Source organism: Candidatus Methylomirabilota bacterium, assembly GCA_035709005.1.
In the GTDB taxonomy this organism is placed as follows: domain Bacteria; phylum Methylomirabilota; class Methylomirabilia; order Rokubacteriales; family CSP1-6; genus 40CM-4-69-5.
On the sequence record DASTFB010000106.1, the window covers coordinates 1 to 15,955 of the forward strand.

The following is a 15,955-nucleotide window of genomic DNA, read 5'->3' on the forward strand; positions in this document are numbered from 1 at the left end:
GTGACCGACGCCCGCAGAGTCGAGTTTCAGACTATCGACTGATCCGACCGAGCAACCTCCACATCGGGACTGTTTTCGACGTGGAATGCGCTTCCTGATCCTCATTTTGCTCGCGACTTGGTCCGTGCTCGTCTGCCCCGCCCAGGGGCAAGAGCTCGTCAGCCTGGACACGCGGCCGGGTGTCGTGCAGCCCTATTTCCTCGCCCGGAGCCCCGAGACCCCTCGAGCGGTCGCGTTGCTCTTCCCCGGCGGGGGCGGGTACATTCGCCTCCGATCAGAGGCCGGTCGGATCAAGTTCGCCCAGGGCAACTTCCTGGTTCGGACTCGGGGACAGTTCGTGCGCCAGGGCGTCGTCGCCGCTATCTTCGAGGCGCCTTCGGACGCACAGTCCGGCTGGGGCATGACCGACGAGTTTCGATTCGGCGAGGAGCACCGCACCGACGTCCGCGCGGTGCTGGCGGATCTGGGCCGTCGGTTCCCCGACCTGCCGGTGTTTCTGGTGGGCACCAGTCGAGGCTCGGTCTCGGTCGCCAGCCTGGGTGCCCGGCTCGAGCGAGGCATCGCGGGCGTCGTCCTGACGTCGAGCATGTACCGGGCCACCGGCATTCGCTCGCGCGAGCCAGGTCCGGGACTGAGCCGGTTCGATTTTGCGAGCGTGAAGGTGCCGGTCCTGCTGGTCCATCATCACGACGACGGCTGCCCGGCGTCTCCGTACGTCGATGCGTACCTGCTTGGGCGGCGGTTTCCGCTCGTAACCGTCCGAGGCGGCCTGCCGGCGACCTCGGGCGCGTGCGAGCCCATGAGCGCCCACGGGTTCCTGGGCCGGGAGGCGGAGACGATCGAGGCGATCGTGAACTGGATGCTCAAGCGGCCTTACGCGCAGGACGTCAGCGCCCCGCCCAGTCGTTGACGCTGCCGCGAGCTCGGCGTGGCTCCGCCCGGCGCGCCGCGAGGGACGGGACTGCGGTAGGGCGACTCGCCTATGTGGCCGGGTGGGGCTCCTGGATCTGCGCCGTCTCGGACACGAGCGGCATCCCGGCGATCCCTAGAGTTCCACACCGCTCGGCCCACTCGGCCGCATTCATCGTTCTGATGACGATCGCGTGGGCCAGGCTGAATGGGTCTACGCTCATGTCGCCATTCACCAGGCACACGGGGTCGCCGGGGGCCGTCGTCAGGGTCCAGTCGGCTTTTGCCAGCGTGGCCGCCATGATGGCGCCGATGGCCCAGGCGCCCTGGCGGAGGCGCCGGTCATCGGACCACGCTTCGTCGCTCTGAGCGGCCATCCGCTCGGCGATGGCGAGGGCGACGTCGCGGGCGCACGTCGGCACGTCCCCGATCTTGATCCCGGCGCAGTGGCCACCGTACTGCTGGCTGACGGCCTCGTACTGGGGCAGGTAGACTCGCGCGGCGACATCTTCCCAGGTGCTCACCTGCAGCCGCTGCGCCACCTCGGGCTTCAGCATGGCGTTCATGAGGTCACGTTCCCGGGCGGCGAGCGTGGTCGTCAGCAGGGCGATCGCCGCACCGCCCTCGGTCGTGGCGCTGTCGGCGATTCCCGCAAGGGCGTGCAGCCGCTCGCGGAGCGGGGGATGGGTGTCGTGACCGCTGGTCTTGTCTTCGGCCAGGGCGCGGTCGAGGGCGGTCCGCGTGGCCTGGGCGACCCGCTCGCTGTTGACGAACCGATCGAAGCCGGCGGCGAGGGGCGGGAGCAGGCCGCTGGCCAGCGCCGGCGTCGCCTCGTTCGACCAGTAGGAGTCGAAGGCCAGGGCGGCGCCGTGGATCTTCTTCAGCGCGGAGCTGAGCGCGGTGCTGCCGGCGACCGAGGCGGCCAGCGCGTCCGCCAGGCGCTCTTGATGGCGCGAGATGGCGTGGGTGACGGCGATGAAGAGCTTGCCGTAGGCGAGGAAGACCCACCGGAGCGCCGAGCTGTGCTCCTCGAGCGCCCCGATGGTGCGGCCCATGGCGCTTCTCGTGCGGTAGATGAGCGGCCCCAGCATGGTGTCGCCGCCGTGGAAATGGCCGAACTCGTGGGCCAGGACGGCGAACAGCTCGCGCTCGGTGAGCACGGCCAGCAGCGGCAAGCCCAGCCCCATGACGCGCTGGCCGCCGAAGCCGAGCACGCCACCGCGCTGGGCGACCCAGGCGTTGACCTCGGGCGTGAGGTAGACCGTCTTCGGCATCCGCTGCCCCGTGGCCCGCGCGACGGATTCGAGGAGGCGGAAGAGCCGGGATTCTTCTCTCCGGGTCAACACCGGCCAGGGCGGGTCGAAGCGGTCCCGGCGCGGCCAGATCGCGGAGACGATGATCGCCGCGCCGATCAGGCAGAACAGGAGCAGCTTGAGGTGGATCCGGTGGGCGTAGACCACTTCCGCGTAGGGGAGGTAGAGCAGGAAGCCGGCCAAACCCAGCGCGACGGCGTAGAAGCCGATCATGAGGACCAACGCGATGACGGCGCGGACCGTCAACGACATGCCACCGCTCAGCGTGCTGGAGGGCGAGTTATCTGCCGTCGTTCTCCCCATACGGGCTCCCTGTCTGGTCGTCTCGGGCTCGAAGCGGAGTGCGCACTATAAGTGCGCCCTTTCTCCGATGGTGGGGCACCGGCTCGTCTCGGCCGGCATGATTTGTCGGCTCGAGGAGCAGGGAGCTAGTGCGGACGGCCTATGTGGGGGGCAGGCGTCACAGGCCGGGCAGCCCTTGCGTCCACGGAGGCAGGGGCGGGTGGTGGCCGACGAGCTTCCCGTTTCGATAGACGGCGACCGGACGGTAGGGGTGGTCGTACGAGCTGTTGTCGAGGAGGAACGCCTCGTCGGCGATCGGGATGGCTGATCGGAGATTGGCCAGCGTCCGGGGGAAGCGGGCGCGCAGCTTCTCGTCGGGGACGTCGTGGCCACCCTGCATGACCCGCTGCCTCACGCGGGCGGTCGAGAGGAGCGGATCGCGAAGGCCGATGAAGACCAGGAAGACGGCGAAGCCCGCCACCCGCGCTTTCTCCAGAAACCGTAGCCGGGCGCCCATCGGGTCGGAGAAGACCGTCTCGGTGCAGAAGGACAGGCGTGCTTCCAGCAGGGCGCTTCGCAGCCGGTCGGCCTGCCGAAAGGCGCGGCGGTCGATGGCGTCTTGCCCGGCGCGCGGGTCCGCCTCGCGGATGATCCGTCCGATGCGGTCGGCGTTGATGTTGGGGATCCCCAGCGGCTCCAGGTAGGCCTCGAAGAAGGTCGTTTTCCCGGCGCCGTTGGGCCCGGCGAGAAACACCAGGACCGGCTGGGTCGGCAGCGCCGCCCGGATCGAGCCCGGCGGCTCCGCCCTCACGTGCGCCTGGGCGTGGTCTTACCTCCTGTCGGCCGGAAGCGGCGGCCATCGAAGCGACCGGCGGTCCGGGTGCCGTCGCTCCGGATCTCGACGATCGCCCCCGGTTGATCCGGGTGGGTGGTGTACACCGGGGTCCCGGCGGCACGGATCCGCGCCTGGACGTCCTCGCGGTTGCCGCTCTCGACGAGCCGCGTGAGCAAGTCGTGCAACGCCTCGCGCTCGACGAAGGCGGGCACGGGCAGCGCCTGACCTGCGCGCTTCAGCGCCAGCACGTCGCGATAGGCCAGCAGCACCTCCACGGCGCGTCCGAGCGTGGCCCAGTGCTCGATCTGCGCGGTGGCCGAGCGGTGAGCGCCGCGGGCCTCCGCCTTGGCGAGCGCCAGGAGCTTGTCCGAGACCTTGACGGGCGCGGGCATTCGGCCTCCTTACCGGAGCAGGTATCTCCCTACTACCCGAGTGGTAGTAGTTTACTACCGTCGAGAGCCTGGTCAACCGGGTCGCCAGGGGTAGGGGCGTTCGGCCCTGACCCGCAGCATTTCCTTGACCCCACCGCGGCGCCGGCATAGAGTTGACGCCCTCTCGTTCTACGTCGGGCGGTCGGGATGTTGGTATGGGTTTCGCTCAGATGGGGTTCGCTCAGGTTGTCGGCCCGTGGCCCGGGGGCGGGCCGTGAAAGTGCTGGACTGGACCGAGCTGCTCCAGCACGACTCGTTCTTCTCCACCCTGGACGACAAGAATCTCCAGTGGCTCCTCAGCGATGACGTCTCCACCGAGCGCGTTTACGAGCCTGGCGCCGTCATCGTCAGGGAAGGGGAGACCGGCGACTCCCTGTTCCTGGTCGGGTCGGGGTCTGCCGAAGCCGTCCTCACCGCCGAGGGCGGTCAGACCATCTTCCTGACGCTCATGCTGCCGGGCGAGACCTTCGGGGAGATGGGGTTCTTCGAGGGCCGGCCGCGCTCGGCCAGCGTCCGGGCGCACGAAACCTGTACCGTGCTCGAGATCAAGGGCCAGGCGTTGCGCATCCTCGCCGACGCTCATCTGGAGATCGGATTCAAGGTGCTCCTGCAGGTCAGCGAGCGTTTGAGGAGCAAGAACGAGCAGATCCTGACGTTGCATCTGAGAAGCGTGGAGGCGGCCAATCGCGCCAAGGACGAGTTCCTGGCGATCCTGGGCCACGAGCTGCGCAACCCGCTCGGGGCGATCGCGACCGCCATCCACGTCCTCGACACGCTGGGTACCCCCGGCGACAAGGCCGCGCGGCTCAGGGAGATCATCCTCCGCCAGACGCAGCACCTGTCGCGCCTGGTGGAGGATCTCCTGGACGTCTCGAAGCTCGTCTCGGGGAAGATCGTCCTCGACCGGCGGCCCGAGGACCTGCGCGACGTGGCCGTGCGCGTGCTCGCGGCCTTCCACGGGGCGGGAAAGGGCGAGCAGCACGTCCTCACCCTCACGGGCGAGTCGGTCAGGGTTGACGGCGATGCGACGCGCCTGGAGCAGATCGTCTCGAACCTGCTCGACAATGCGGTGAAGTTCACGCCGGCCGGGGGCCGCGTGGAGGTCGCGGTCGAAGCCGACGGGCGTGACGCGGTGCTGACCGTGCGGGACACCGGGGTGGGGATCTCCAAGGACCTTCTGCCCCTCGTGTTCGACCTCTTCGTGCAGGCCAACCAGCCCGCCGAGCGCTTGCCGGGCGGCCTCGGCCTGGGCCTGACGATCGTCAAGCGCCTGGTGGAGCTGCACGGGGGCACGGTCCTGGCAGCGAGTGACGGCCCCAATCGGGGGAGCGAGTTCATCGTGCGGCTGCCACGTGTTTCGGAGGCCGCCACGGAGCCCGAATCGTTCGAGGCCGGGCTCGGGTCGTCCGGCGGCCGTCACATCCTGATCATCGAGGACAACCGGGACTTCCGTGAGGGCCTGGGCCTGCTGCTGGAGTCGTGGGGCCACCGGGTCGAGCAAGCGGAGTGCGGCGCCCTCGGGCTCGAGGTCGTGCAGCGGGCCCGCCCGGACGTCATCCTCGTCGACCTGGGGCTTCCCGATATCGACGGGTGTGCCGTGGCCGAGGCCGTGCGCGCCGCGCCGGGAGGCGACGCGATCTTGCTGATCGCCATCACCGGGTTCGGGCGCGCCAAGGACCGCCTGCGCTCGGCGGATGCCGGATTCGACGCCCACCTGACGAAGCCCATCTCGCCGCGCCAGCTCGCCGAGCTGTTGCTGCCGAGGGATTGAAAGTCATGATGCCCGGGCCCGATGCCCGAGGGCCGGCTCACCACCACCACCACCACCGGCGCTCTCTGCCGACATCCGCCCCAGCGCTCGTCATCGGGCGCTGTTGATCGAATCGCTCCTTCCGCGACGGAACTGGCGATCCGAGCAGCGCTTCCGGCGCCTCACCGGTAACTGACCAGACTGCCTTCTGCGAAGTAACCCGGCGCGCCTGAGCGCACGCGTGTGGCCCGGCGCGGCCTGGCGTGGCGTTTGCTCCCCCCCGCTTGGGCGTCCGTCGTTCGAGCGCGTCGACCCGCACGTGTCAGGAGGGTGTGCACGTGACCGGTTCTCGACCGAGATCGCTATAAGGGGAAACTGTGATGAGCGATCATCGCGGCTTGGGTACCGCCGGCGTGAAGCTGGCTGCTCTCAGACGCCACCAATATCGTCGTCACGCGCAAGACAGATTGAGGTGATTGTCATGCCGGACACCATCTCCGCGGCAACCGTCATCCAGACCATTCTCGACGCCCAGCAGGGCGCGCGCATCGGCCGCACGAAGTCGGTGCTCGTCGATGGCCAGCCGCGCACCATTCATTCGCCGTTTCCGTCGCCCGGGGACTGGCGCGACGGCTTCATCTATTTCCTCCTGATCGATCGGTTCAACAATCCGGGGACGCCGCCCCTCGGAGCGGCCTGGAACCAGCGCTTCGACTTCCGGCATGGCGGCACCTTCAAGGGCGTGCAGGCGCAGCTCGGCTATCTGGAGCCGCTCGGCGTCAAGACGATCTGGCTGTCGCCGGTGCTGAAGAACCCCAGGCCGGATGAGTTCCGGTGGAACTACCACGGCTACCAGACCCAGGATTTCCTGAACCTGGACGAGCGGTTCGCCTCGGACGGCACGCGGGCCACGGCCGAGCGCGAGCTCACCGCCCTGGTCGACGAGGCGCATGCCCGGGGCATGTACGTCATCGCGGATATCGTGCTGAACCACGCCGCCCGGGTCTTCGACTACGTACGGCCGGAGGGCGTCGTCGCGAGCTTCGCCGACCAGGCCGTGATGGACGGGCCGCTCGGCAGCGAGCCGCCCATCCAGTGGCTGAACGGCCTGGGGTTCCCGCGCAGCGACTGGACGGAGATCTTGCCGCACCCCTCGCAGCTTTCGCCGGACGACGCCGTGTGGCCCACCGACCTGCAGGAGCGGGTCTTCTTTCGCCGGCGCGGGCAGAAGCTCACGGACGATCCGGACGCGCTGGGCTTCGTGCGCGGCGACTTCGGCGACATGCGCCAGCTCGTGGTCGAATACGACGCCAGCGGATCGGACCAGGCGGCCTTCCGCACCCGCCACGGGGTGCGACCGGTGCTGTCCATCCTCATCCGCGCTTATCACTACCTGGTGGCCCGGTACGACCTCGACGGCTTTCGCCTGGACACCGTCAAGTACGTCGACCCGGAGGCGATCGAGACGTTCGGCAACGCCATGCGGGAGTTCGCGCTCAGCATCGGCAAGAAGAACTTCTTCACCTTCGGCGAGGTCTACGACGACGAGACGACCATCGCGAAGTTCGTCGGGCGCAACGGCGGGTCCGGCGAGGGCTTCGGCATCGACGCGGCCCTCGATTTCCCCCTGTTCTACGAGCTGCCCGGCGTCGCGAAGGGCCTGGTCCCGGTCGAGGCGATCCGGCGCGTCTTCCTGGAGCGCAAGCGGCAGGAGCAGGAGCTCCTGAGCACGCACGGGGAGGCCGGGCGGTTCTTCGTGACCTTCCTCGACAACCACGACCAGCACCAGCGCATCCGGCATCCGGACACGCCGCGCGAGCAGGTGACGCTGGCTCTGGCCCTGCTGTTCACGCTCCAGGGCATTCCGTGCGTCTACTACGGCACCGAGCAAGGGCTGTCGGGCACGGTGGATGCGAGCGGCAACCCGGATCTGAGCTCGCTGGAGTCCGTGCGCGAGGCGCTCTGGGGCAAGACGCCGACGGCGTTCGACCCGGGGCATCCGGTGTATGGAGCGATCCAGGCGCTCGCGCAGCTCCGCCGGAACGAGCCGCCGCTGGCCTACGGGCGGCTGTACTTCCGGGAGGTGTCCGGCAACGGCCTCGACTTCGGCGACGCGTTCGGCCGCGGGGGGGTCGTGGCCTTCTCCCGGATCCTCGTCGACCGCGAGGTCCTCGTCGTGGCGAACACCGGCAGCGCCGGGTTTTCGGGCTCGCTGCTGATGGACCTCGACCTGAACTCACCACCACGCGAGATGCGGGTGGCCTTCAGCAACCTGGGCACGACGGGCAAAGGCACGGTGAGCGTGGTGCCGGGGGCGCGCTTTCACCGCGACAGCCAGGTGACGACCGGCCGGGCGGCGGCGCTACCGGTGGTGTTGCGGGGCAGCGAGGTGCAGGTGCTGGTGCCGGCCTGATGAACGAGAAAGGCAGAGCGTCTCACCGTTCGTCCACGTGCCGGAGAGAGCCGGTGTGCTCACGCGGCCCTCCCGACCCAGTCTCGCGATAAACGAATCGACCGACAACTGCACTCTTGTGAGACAGGAGGATGCGCGATGCGACCCGGAGCCGGACTGATCCTCACGTGCGCGCTCGGGATCGCCGTCGGGGCGACGAGCGCTGGTCTCATCAACGCTCAGCCGAAAGAAGCGTACACGCCAAAGGCTGAGAGCAAGAAGCTTGTGGAGACGGCACTCCACGGCGTCCAGGGGAAGAAGATCAGCATTATTCAGTTCAAGCTCCCACCCGGGTACGTCGGTGGGAAGCACTACCATACGGGCCCCGTCTTCGTCTACGTCGCAAAAGGCACGCTCGCGATCGACGAGACTGGAAAGCGCCGACAGACGTTCCCGGCCGGCCGGGTGTACGTCGAGCCGATTGGCACGACGATGGTCGGCCGCAACATAAGCAGCACAGAGCCGACGGAGATTGTGGTCTTCCAGGTGCACGGCGAAGGGGAGCCGCTGATGTACAAGGCGGACTGACAGGCCGGGCGGGAGGGCCGGGTGACAAGCCCGGCCCTCCGCGTCAGTCCAGGGCCGGAGCGGTCGCGGGGCGCCAGACGCGGCGCGAGCCCGTGTCGATCCTGAGGGCCACGACGGCCGCGGCCATCAGGAAGATGCAGGCCAGGACGAACGCCGCGCCGTAGCCGCCGGTGGTCTCGAACAGGTAGCCGGCGAGGGAGGAGCCCAGAGCGGAGCCCGTCTGGTGGACCAGGAAGATCACGCCGAGCACCGGGCTGACCGAGAAGCGCCCCCAGATGTCGGCCGTGAGGGCCGACGTCATCGAGCCGGTCCCTGCCATCGTGATGCCGCCGAGGACGGCCACCGTCAGGATCGCCACCGGGTTGTCGCGGATGAGGAACAACCCGGCGAAGATGGCCACGCGCCCCGCGTAGATCGAGGCGAGCACCGGGCGCCGGCCGAACCGGTCGGAGAGCGCGCCCAGCACGATCGTGCACGCCATGCTCGAGCCGCCGAGCACGCCGAACGTCCACGAGGCGAACATCGGCGTGTAGCCGTGATCGGTGAGCATCGGCACCCCGTGCGCGGAGAGCAGGCTCATCGAGAAGCCGCAGGTGAAGAACGAGCCGGCGAGCTGCCAGAAGGCGAGCGTCTGCATGGCGGTGACGGCGGACACGCGCTCCGGCGCCTGCGCCGTCGTCGGTCCGGGCGTGGCCCCGTCCGGGGCCAGGCGCATCGATTCCGGCGACTCCCGGATCACCCAGAGCGACAGCGGCAGCATGCCGGCCAGGACGCCGGCGGCGACGAGCATGTAGGCGCTCCGCCAGCCGTAGGCCAGGATGAGCCAGGTCACCAGCGGCACCAGCAGGCTCATCCCGGTCATCGACGCGCTGCCCAGGATCGAGAGCGCGGTGCCCCGGCGCCGGCTGAACCACCGCGCGACCACGCCCGAGGCCATCACCGGCCCGGTGACCGCCAGGCCGAGGGGCAGCAGCACGCCGTACACGGCGGCGAACTCCCAGAAGTTCCGGACGAGTGCCGTCAGCACCAGGGACAGGACGAGGAGCAGCGTGCCCACCGCCGCGGTCGCCCGCACGCCGAACCGATCGAGGGCCCAGCCGACGAGCAGCCCGAACACGCCGTAGAGGAAGAGGCTCACCGCGATCACCAGCGAGAAGCTCGCGCGGTCGAGCCCGAGGTCGGCCACGATCGGCTTGAGGAAGGGCCCCACGGCGTGGCGGATCCCCGTGGAGGTGAGCGTCATGAACGAGAACGCGAAGACCACCCACCAGCCGTAGAACACCCGTGGGGTCGCCATGCCGCTTCAGACTATAGCAGTCTCGCGGGCACCGTTTCGGTTGTCTTGGCGCCGGGAGGCGTGGCGGCTGACGCGGCGCACCGTGACGACAGCGAACGCCGGGACTAGCCTAGCCGCGCGCGAGCCAGGCGGCAGGAGGTCGTGAACGATGAAAGTCACGCTGATCGTGCCGGCGTTTCAGGGACGGGGCGTGGTGAAGCTACAAGGCCTTGATGCGCGGCCTGATCGAGAGCGGCCTCGAGCTCAGATGGGTCACCCAGGCGACCACCGCGCTGGCCCAGAAGCCCGAGCTCCTCGCCCTGGCCCAGAAGAGCGGCTGCGTCGGCGTGCTCATCGGCTTCGAATCGCTGAGCCAGGAGTCGCTGCGCGAGGCGGACAAGAGCTACAAGGCGGCGGTCGGCGCGACGGCCGCCTGCTCTACGAGCCCTGGAAGGATCCGGCCCACTGGGCCCGGTTCAACCTCTTCCAGGTCGTCATCCGGCCCGGCGGGATGTCCCCGGAGCGTCTGGGCGAGGGGCTCGAATGGGCGTATCGGAACTTCTACTCGCTCCCCTCGCTGGTCCGGCGCTTCTCGCATCACGTCCGGCGGCAGAGCATCCGCGACAGCATGGTGACCTGGACGCTGAACTGGGGCTTCAGACACCTGAAGCAGCCCGCGGCCTGTTGATGGCGGCCCGGGACAGGATCGTGCTTCGAGGGCGGCTGGCCCGTGGAGGTGGAGGTATGCTGGGCCGTTCCGGGCTCGTGCGGTCGCTCTTCATCGGCCCCACGCTGCTGCTGACCATCCTGACGGGTGCTGACGCGCAGCCGCCGCCAAAGCCCACAGCCATCGGGTATCTCGAAGCGCCCTGCCCGCGGCCCGGCTCGTACGAGCTGGTGTTTCCAGCCGAGGGCATCCGTGACGCGCTCCAACGGATGGGCCACCTTCACGGCCGCGACATCACCTACGAACGCGGCTGCGCGTCGAATCGAGCCCAGCTGATGACGGTGGCTCAGGATCTCGCGCAACGCAGGCCAGGGGTCATCGTGGCGATCGGCGCCGAAGCGCTCCAGGCGGCCATGGACGTGACGGCCACCATTCCCATCGTGATGCTCGCGCCGTACGATCCGCGCCCTGGCGCGGGCGTCGGGCCTCAGCGCCGATCGGCGAACGTGACGGGCGTCTCGCTGAGCGAGCTCGAGCCGACCAGGCGTCGGTTGGAGATCCTCACGCAGATCGCACCGACGCTGGCGCGGGTCACCGTCCTCTGGAATCCCGATGATGCCGGCGCGAGCGGGGAGGCGAAGGCCTTGCTCACAACGGCCCGGCCGCCCGGGCCGACGCTCGAGCCGAACAAGGTCCGTGACCCCGAGGAGCTCGAAACGGCGCTGATAACGATCGCCCTGTCCCAGGGCCAGGCGCTCCTCGTGACGCTCGACGCCCTGACCTATGCAAAGCGGTATCGGATCACGGAGTTCGCTACGATGGGTCGGCTGCCCGCCGTTTACCCGACGGCGGACTTCGTCCGGACTGGAGGTCTCGTGGCGTATGGTCCGCGGTTCGGCGATCTGGCCGGGCAGGTCGCGGGCTATGTCGACAGGATCCTCAAGGGGGCGAAGCCTGCTGACCTTCAGGTGGAGCCTCCAACCAGGTTCGAGCTGGTGATCAACCTCAAGGCGGCAGGCGCCCTCGGCCTGACCATTCCCCCGTCGCTGTTGCGACAAGCGGATGAGGTCATCGAGTAATGGACCGCCGAGGAGGTTGAGTCCGAATGAGCCCGTTGCCCGCCGAACGCTGCGTCGCCTGCCGCCCGGACTCGCCCCGCGTGACGGAGGCGGAGATGGCCAGGCTCCGGCGGGAGATCCCCGAGTGGAATCTGGTGGAGCGTGAGGGGATCTCCCGCCTCGAGCGGATGTTCCGCTTCCCGAACTTTCTCGAGGCGTTGGCCTTCACCAACCGGGTCGGGGCGCTGGCCGAGGACGAGGGCCATCATCCCGCCCTCCTCACCGAGTGGGGGCGCGTCACCGTCACCTGGTGGACGCACGCGATCGGCGGCCTGCACCGCAACGACTTCATCATGGCGGCGAAGACGGACGCGCTCTTTGGGGGATCGCGATAGGACGCCGAAAGCGAGGATGAGATGGCCGCATACTTCGTGGTCGACATCGACGTGACTGATGCCACCGGATTCGACGAGTACCGGCGGGTCGTCGGGCCCGTGTTGGACAAGTACGGGGGACGGTTCCTGGCTCGGGGCGGCACCCCGGACGTCCTGGAGGGCCAGTGGAAGCCGAAGCGCCTGACGCTGATCGAGTTTCCCACCGTGGCCCGGGCCCGGGAATTCTACACGTCCCCGGACTATCAGAAGATCATCGGCCTGCGAACGAGGGCCGCGAAGACGAATCTGGTGCTGGTGGAAGGGGCGTAGGAGCTTCACGATGCAGATGCCGAGCGCCGATCTTCTGGACGTCGCCCGCGGTCTGGTCGAGAGCGGCAAGCAGGTGGCCGTGCTCTGGCAGGAAGAGGAGTCGCTCGCGTTCGTGGCGAAGGGCCGCGACTATCGCCGCGCTTTCCCTCCGATGCCGTAGCATGATCAGCGCGCGGCGGAACGCTCACCTAACCTTTCGGTGTTCGTTGACAGGGCTGGACGCGATCCCTATGATCACAGGGGTCCGAGGGGTCCGTCCCCGTGGAGGTGCAGTGCTCACGATTGAGGCTCCCCGGGCGCCCTTCCGTAGTCATACCCATCGATGGCATGGCGGCGACCCTCCCTGCCTGCGAGCTGCCGCCTGATGCGTTGTTCTCGCTGCGCGACCGAGAACCGCGACGGCGCCTCCTTCTGCCGGGAGTGCGGGACCCACCTGGATCCTCGGTGTCCGGGGTGCGGCAGCCTCATCGCGCGGGAGAGCAAGTTCTGCGATGCGTGCGGCACCGCCCTGGGCGGCGCCCTCGCCAGCGTCCACCTGGGGCCTCCCGAGAGCTACACGCCGAAGCATCTCGCCGAGAAGATCCTGACACTGCAGAGCGCGCTGGAGGGCGAGCGCAAACAGGTCACCGTGCTCTTCGCCGATGTCACGGGCTTCACCGCGCTCTCCGAGCAGATGGATCCCGAAGACGTCCACGCCATGATGGCGCGGGTCCTACGGCTGATGCTGGGCGAGGTCCACCGGTACGAGGGCACCGTGAACCAGTTCCTGGGCGACGGGATCATGGCCCTGTTCGGGGCGCCGATCGCCCACGAGGACCACGCGCAGCGGGCCCTGCACGCCGCGCTCGGCATCCGGAAAGCGCTCGAGCAGGACCGATCGCGGCTCCATCCGAGGGTCACGCTGCAGGTCCGGCAAGGCCTGAACACGGGCCTCGTCGTGGTCGGCAGCATCGGCAGCGATCTCCGCATGGACTACACGGCGGTGGGCGACACGACGAACGTCGCCGCGCGGCTCCAGCAGGCGGCCACGCCGGGGCAGGTGCTCGTGTCCGAGGCCACGCATCAGCTCATTGCGGACTACTTCGAGACCGGCGCCCTGGGCGAGGTCCCGGTCAAGGGCAAGACAGCGCCGATCCGTGTGTGGGAGGTCATCGCCCCGCGGACGGCCCGGACACGGCTCGAGGTGGAGGCCGCGCACGGCTTCACGCCGTTCGTCGGGCGGGAGCGCGAGCTGGGCACCCTTCTCGAGAGCTTCGAGAGCGCCGCCGCCGGCCGGGGTCGGATCGGGTTCGTCATCGGCGATCCGGGGATCGGCAAGTCGCGCCTCTTGCTGGAGTTCCAACGGCGCCTGGGCGATCGGGCCACCTGGCTCGAAGGCCGCGCGCTGCCCTTCGGGGACGCGATGGTCTTTCACCCGCTGATCCAGGCGCTGAAACGAGCCTTCCGCATCGACGAGCACGACGCGGAGGCCGTGGTGGCACAGAAGATCGAGGACAGCGTGGGCCGCCTCGGGGAGGACCTGCGTCCCGGTCTGCCCTATCTGAAATCCCTTCTGTCCGTGGATCCTGGCGACCCCGCCGTGCTGAAGATGGAGCCGCGGCGGCACCGGAGCGAGATCTTCGAGGCCCTGCGCCAGCTCACCCTGCGCGCCGCCGAGCGGCGGCCGCAAGTCCTCGTGCTCGAAGATGCTCAGTGGATGGACCGGGCCACCGAGGACTACGTTCGCTTCATCGCCGACAGCGTGCCCACCAGTCGGCTGCTCCTGCTGCTTCCGTACCGCACGGGCTACACCCCACCCTTCGGCGAGCGGACCTATCACGTTCACGTCCCGCTAGGGGCCCTTCCCGCGACGGACAGCCTCCGGATGGCGCGTGCGATGGTGGGAACGTCGGAGCTTCCCGGCGAGGTCGAGGCCCTGCTGCTCGACAAGGCCGAGGGAAACCCGTTCTTCCTCGAGGAGATCGTCCGGACCCTGCAGGACACCGGGGCGCTGCGGCACGTCGACGACCGCTACGTGCTGACCCGCCCTCCGGCGGAGATCGCGGTGCGGTCGACGATCCAGGACTTTATCATGGCCCGGATCGACCGGCTCGGCGAGGGGCCGAAGCGGGTGCTCCAGCTCGCCTCCGTCGTCGGCCGCGAGTTCCCTCGCCGGCTCCTCGACCGCATCGCCGAGCCCGCGGGCCAGACGAGGGAGGCCCTGGAGCAGCTCAAGGCCGTCGAGCTGATCCACGAGAAGAGCATCCACGGCGAGGTCGCCTTCGTCTTCAAGCACGCCCTCACCCAGGAGACGGCCTACGAGTCCATCCTCCTCCATCGGCGCAAGGAGCTGCACGCCCGCATCGGCCTGGCCCTCGAGGAGCTGTACGCCGGACGCCTCCCCGAGCGCTATGGCGTCCTCGCGTATCACTTCTCCCGGGCGGAGCGGCCGGCCAAGGCCCTGGAGTACCTGCTCAAGGCCGCGGACCGAGCGGCCGGCGCGTACGCCAACAACGAGGCGCGCGCCCTCTACGAGCAGGCGCTGCCGCTGATCGATGCCGGCGACCGGCCGGTGCGGGCCGAGATCTTCCGGAAGCTCGCCACCGTGACGCAGTACATCGGGGATCCCGATGCGAGCCTGCACTACGCCGAGTCGGCCCTGGAGCTGTTCGAGGAGCTGGGCGACAAGCGTGGCGCGGTCGCCATGCACCTGCACATCCAGGCGCTCTATACCTGGCAGTGGGACGGCGCGCGGGAAGATTTCGGGCTCAAGCACCTCGAGGCGGCGGCCGCGCTCGTGGAGCGCGATCCGGACAGCGTCGAAAAGGGCCTGGTCTTCCAGCGCACCGGCCACCTCTATCTGCACCGCTGCCAGCCGGCGACCACCCTGGAGTGGGCGCAGCGGGCCGTGGACATGTTCGCGCGGCTCGGCGTGCCGATGGGCACCTCGCTCGGAACCGCGCTGACCTACACGGGACGCATCGACGAGGGGATCGGCTACGCCGAGCCTAACTGGGAGCCGGTCCTCAAGGCGGCCATCCCCATGGTGATGGCGGTGATGGGCCACGAGCTCTGCCTCGCTCTGGCGCTGGCCCGTGATGTCCCGAGGGCGGCGGAGTGGGGCGAACGGGTGCTGCCCCACGTGCTCAAGACGAGCCCCGTCTTCGAGGGCATGCTGCAGCGCCCGCTCACCTTCGTGTACACGCTCGCCGGGGACGTCGCCCGGGCCCGAGAGGCGTGCGCCGCCGTCGAGCGCAGCGAGGCCCGCAGCATGCTCGGGTGCATCTACGAGGATGGCGCCGCCGTCGGGTTCCACCATCTGCGATGCGGGCGGTGGGACCAGGCGAAGTCCTACCTGGAGCGCCTCCTGCCTATCTATGAAGAGCGCAACCACCGGGCGGCGTTCGCCGCGTGTGCGCTCGTGCTGGGTCAGCTGCGCCTCGAGCTGGAGGACTTTGCCGGGGCGGAGGCGCTCCTCTCCCGCGCTCTGACGGTCGCCCGGGAAGGCGGCAACGTCCTGCTCGAGCTCTGGGCGCTTCCCGTCCTGGGCGAGCTGCACCTGCGCGCGGGCCATCCCGAGCGGGTCGGGCCAGTCCTGCAGCGCGGGTTCGCCCTGCTCGAGCCGGGGCGGCGCTGGTACGGCCTGCCCGGTCCCCTGTTCCTCGTCAAGGGCATGCTCGCCGGCGCAGAGCGCCGATGGAAGGAGGCAGCGGCTGCCTTCGACGAGGCGGTCGTGCTGGCCCGTCGGCACTGCCTGCCGTGGGACGAGGC

15 protein-coding genes are annotated in these 15,955 nt (G+C 69.2%); 10 read left to right on the plus strand and 5 right to left on the minus strand.

The features are described 5' to 3' along the window. The first annotated feature begins 124 nt into the window (after nucleotides 1-124). Nucleotides 125-910 (plus strand): alpha/beta hydrolase, encoded by a 786-nt coding sequence (locus VFR64_19705; protein ID HET9491961.1) that lies wholly within the window; start codon nucleotides 125-127, stop codon nucleotides 908-910. A gap of 70 nt (nucleotides 911-980) precedes the next feature. On the opposite strand, the gene VFR64_19710 is transcribed toward VFR64_19705, so the two are convergent. The 3 genes from VFR64_19710 to VFR64_19720 form a co-directional block, all read right to left on the minus strand. Next, nucleotides 981-2,474, minus strand: a complete 1,494-nt coding sequence (locus VFR64_19710) for a M48 family metallopeptidase (GenBank protein ID HET9491962.1) — start codon at nucleotides 2,472-2,474, stop codon at nucleotides 981-983. 208 nt (nucleotides 2,475-2,682) lie between these two features. Continuing rightward, the gene (locus tag VFR64_19715) at nucleotides 2,683-3,315 is read right to left on the minus strand and encodes a zeta toxin family protein (GenBank protein HET9491963.1); all 633 of its coding nucleotides are present in this window, start codon (nucleotides 3,313-3,315) and stop codon (nucleotides 2,683-2,685) included. Next, a complete protein-coding gene (locus tag VFR64_19720; GenBank protein ID HET9491964.1) occupies nucleotides 3,312-3,731 on the minus strand; it encodes a hypothetical protein in 420 nt (139 codons plus the stop codon). Before VFR64_19720 ends, VFR64_19715 begins: the two co-directional genes overlap by 4 nt. Before the next feature lie 235 nt (nucleotides 3,732-3,966). Between VFR64_19720 and VFR64_19725 the strand changes: the two genes are divergently transcribed. The 3 genes from VFR64_19725 to VFR64_19735 all read left to right on the plus strand — a co-directional run bounded on the left by VFR64_19725 (nucleotide 3,967) and on the right by VFR64_19735 (nucleotide 8,500). Further along, nucleotides 3,967-5,541 (plus strand): ATP-binding protein, encoded by a 1,575-nt coding sequence (locus VFR64_19725; protein HET9491965.1) that lies wholly within the window; start codon nucleotides 3,967-3,969, stop codon nucleotides 5,539-5,541. A gap of 460 nt (nucleotides 5,542-6,001) precedes the next feature. Beyond that, nucleotides 6,002-7,933, plus strand: coding sequence for an alpha-amylase family glycosyl hydrolase (locus VFR64_19730; protein ID HET9491966.1), 1,932 nt, complete (start codon nucleotides 6,002-6,004; stop codon nucleotides 7,931-7,933). 138 nt (nucleotides 7,934-8,071) lie between these two features. Next, nucleotides 8,072-8,500, plus strand: coding sequence for a cupin domain-containing protein (locus VFR64_19735; protein HET9491967.1), 429 nt, complete (start codon nucleotides 8,072-8,074; stop codon nucleotides 8,498-8,500). A 43-nt stretch (nucleotides 8,501-8,543) separates the two neighbouring features. Here the strand turns inward: VFR64_19735 and VFR64_19740 are convergent, their stop codons facing one another. Then, nucleotides 8,544-9,797 (minus strand): MFS transporter, encoded by a 1,254-nt coding sequence (locus VFR64_19740; protein ID HET9491968.1) that lies wholly within the window; start codon nucleotides 9,795-9,797, stop codon nucleotides 8,544-8,546. Nucleotides 9,798-9,996: 199 nt separating this feature from the next. After that, nucleotides 9,997-10,131, minus strand: coding sequence for a hypothetical protein (locus VFR64_19745; protein ID HET9491969.1), 135 nt, complete (start codon nucleotides 10,129-10,131; stop codon nucleotides 9,997-9,999). 156 nt (nucleotides 10,132-10,287) lie between these two features. Between VFR64_19745 and VFR64_19750 the strand changes: the two genes are divergently transcribed. The 6 genes from VFR64_19750 to VFR64_19775 form a co-directional block, all read left to right on the plus strand. Further along, a complete protein-coding gene (locus VFR64_19750) occupies nucleotides 10,288-10,464 on the plus strand; it encodes a hypothetical protein (protein HET9491970.1) in 177 nt (58 codons plus the stop codon). 56 nt (nucleotides 10,465-10,520) lie between these two features. Then, nucleotides 10,521-11,522, plus strand: coding sequence for an ABC transporter substrate-binding protein (locus VFR64_19755; GenBank protein HET9491971.1), 1,002 nt, complete (start codon nucleotides 10,521-10,523; stop codon nucleotides 11,520-11,522). A gap of 26 nt (nucleotides 11,523-11,548) precedes the next feature. Then, complete coding sequence (locus VFR64_19760; protein ID HET9491972.1) at nucleotides 11,549-11,896, plus strand: 4a-hydroxytetrahydrobiopterin dehydratase; 348 nt, start codon at nucleotides 11,549-11,551, stop codon at nucleotides 11,894-11,896. A 21-nt stretch (nucleotides 11,897-11,917) separates the two neighbouring features. Further along, nucleotides 11,918-12,205: a DUF1330 domain-containing protein gene (locus tag VFR64_19765; GenBank protein HET9491973.1), complete on the plus strand. Its 288-nt coding sequence runs from the start codon at nucleotides 11,918-11,920 to the stop codon at nucleotides 12,203-12,205. Between the two features lie 10 nt (nucleotides 12,206-12,215). Then, complete coding sequence (locus tag VFR64_19770) at nucleotides 12,216-12,365, plus strand: hypothetical protein (GenBank protein ID HET9491974.1); 150 nt, start codon at nucleotides 12,216-12,218, stop codon at nucleotides 12,363-12,365. Between the two features lie 204 nt (nucleotides 12,366-12,569). Then, the coding region (locus VFR64_19775) for an adenylate/guanylate cyclase domain-containing protein (protein HET9491975.1) at nucleotides 12,570-15,955 on the plus strand (3,386 nt) is incomplete at its 3' end.

Excerpts from the sequence above, each read along its gene's own strand:
- VFR64_19710 (HET9491962.1), bottom strand. The coding sequence starts at position 2,474 with ATGTCGTTGACGGTCCGCGCCGTCATCGCGTTGGTCCTCATGATCGGC.
- VFR64_19720 (HET9491964.1), bottom strand. The coding sequence starts at position 3,731 with ATGCCCGCGCCCGTCAAGGTCTCGGACAAGCTCCTGGCGCTCGCCAAG.
- VFR64_19730 (HET9491966.1), top strand. The coding sequence starts at position 6,002 with ATGCCGGACACCATCTCCGCGGCAACCGTCATCCAGACCATTCTCGAC.
- VFR64_19735 (HET9491967.1), top strand. The coding sequence starts at position 8,072 with ATGCGACCCGGAGCCGGACTGATCCTCACGTGCGCGCTCGGGATCGCC.
- VFR64_19740 (HET9491968.1), bottom strand. The coding sequence starts at position 9,797 with ATGGCGACCCCACGGGTGTTCTACGGCTGGTGGGTGGTCTTCGCGTTC.
- VFR64_19745 (HET9491969.1), bottom strand. The coding sequence starts at position 10,131 with ATGAGCACGCCGACGCAGCCGCTCTTCTGGGCCAGGGCGAGGAGCTCG.
- VFR64_19750 (HET9491970.1), top strand. The coding sequence starts at position 10,288 with ATGTCCCCGGAGCGTCTGGGCGAGGGGCTCGAATGGGCGTATCGGAAC.
- VFR64_19755 (HET9491971.1), top strand. The coding sequence starts at position 10,521 with ATGCTGGGCCGTTCCGGGCTCGTGCGGTCGCTCTTCATCGGCCCCACG.
- VFR64_19760 (HET9491972.1), top strand. The coding sequence starts at position 11,549 with ATGAGCCCGTTGCCCGCCGAACGCTGCGTCGCCTGCCGCCCGGACTCG.
- VFR64_19765 (HET9491973.1), top strand. The coding sequence starts at position 11,918 with ATGGCCGCATACTTCGTGGTCGACATCGACGTGACTGATGCCACCGGA.
- VFR64_19770 (HET9491974.1), top strand. The coding sequence starts at position 12,216 with ATGCAGATGCCGAGCGCCGATCTTCTGGACGTCGCCCGCGGTCTGGTC.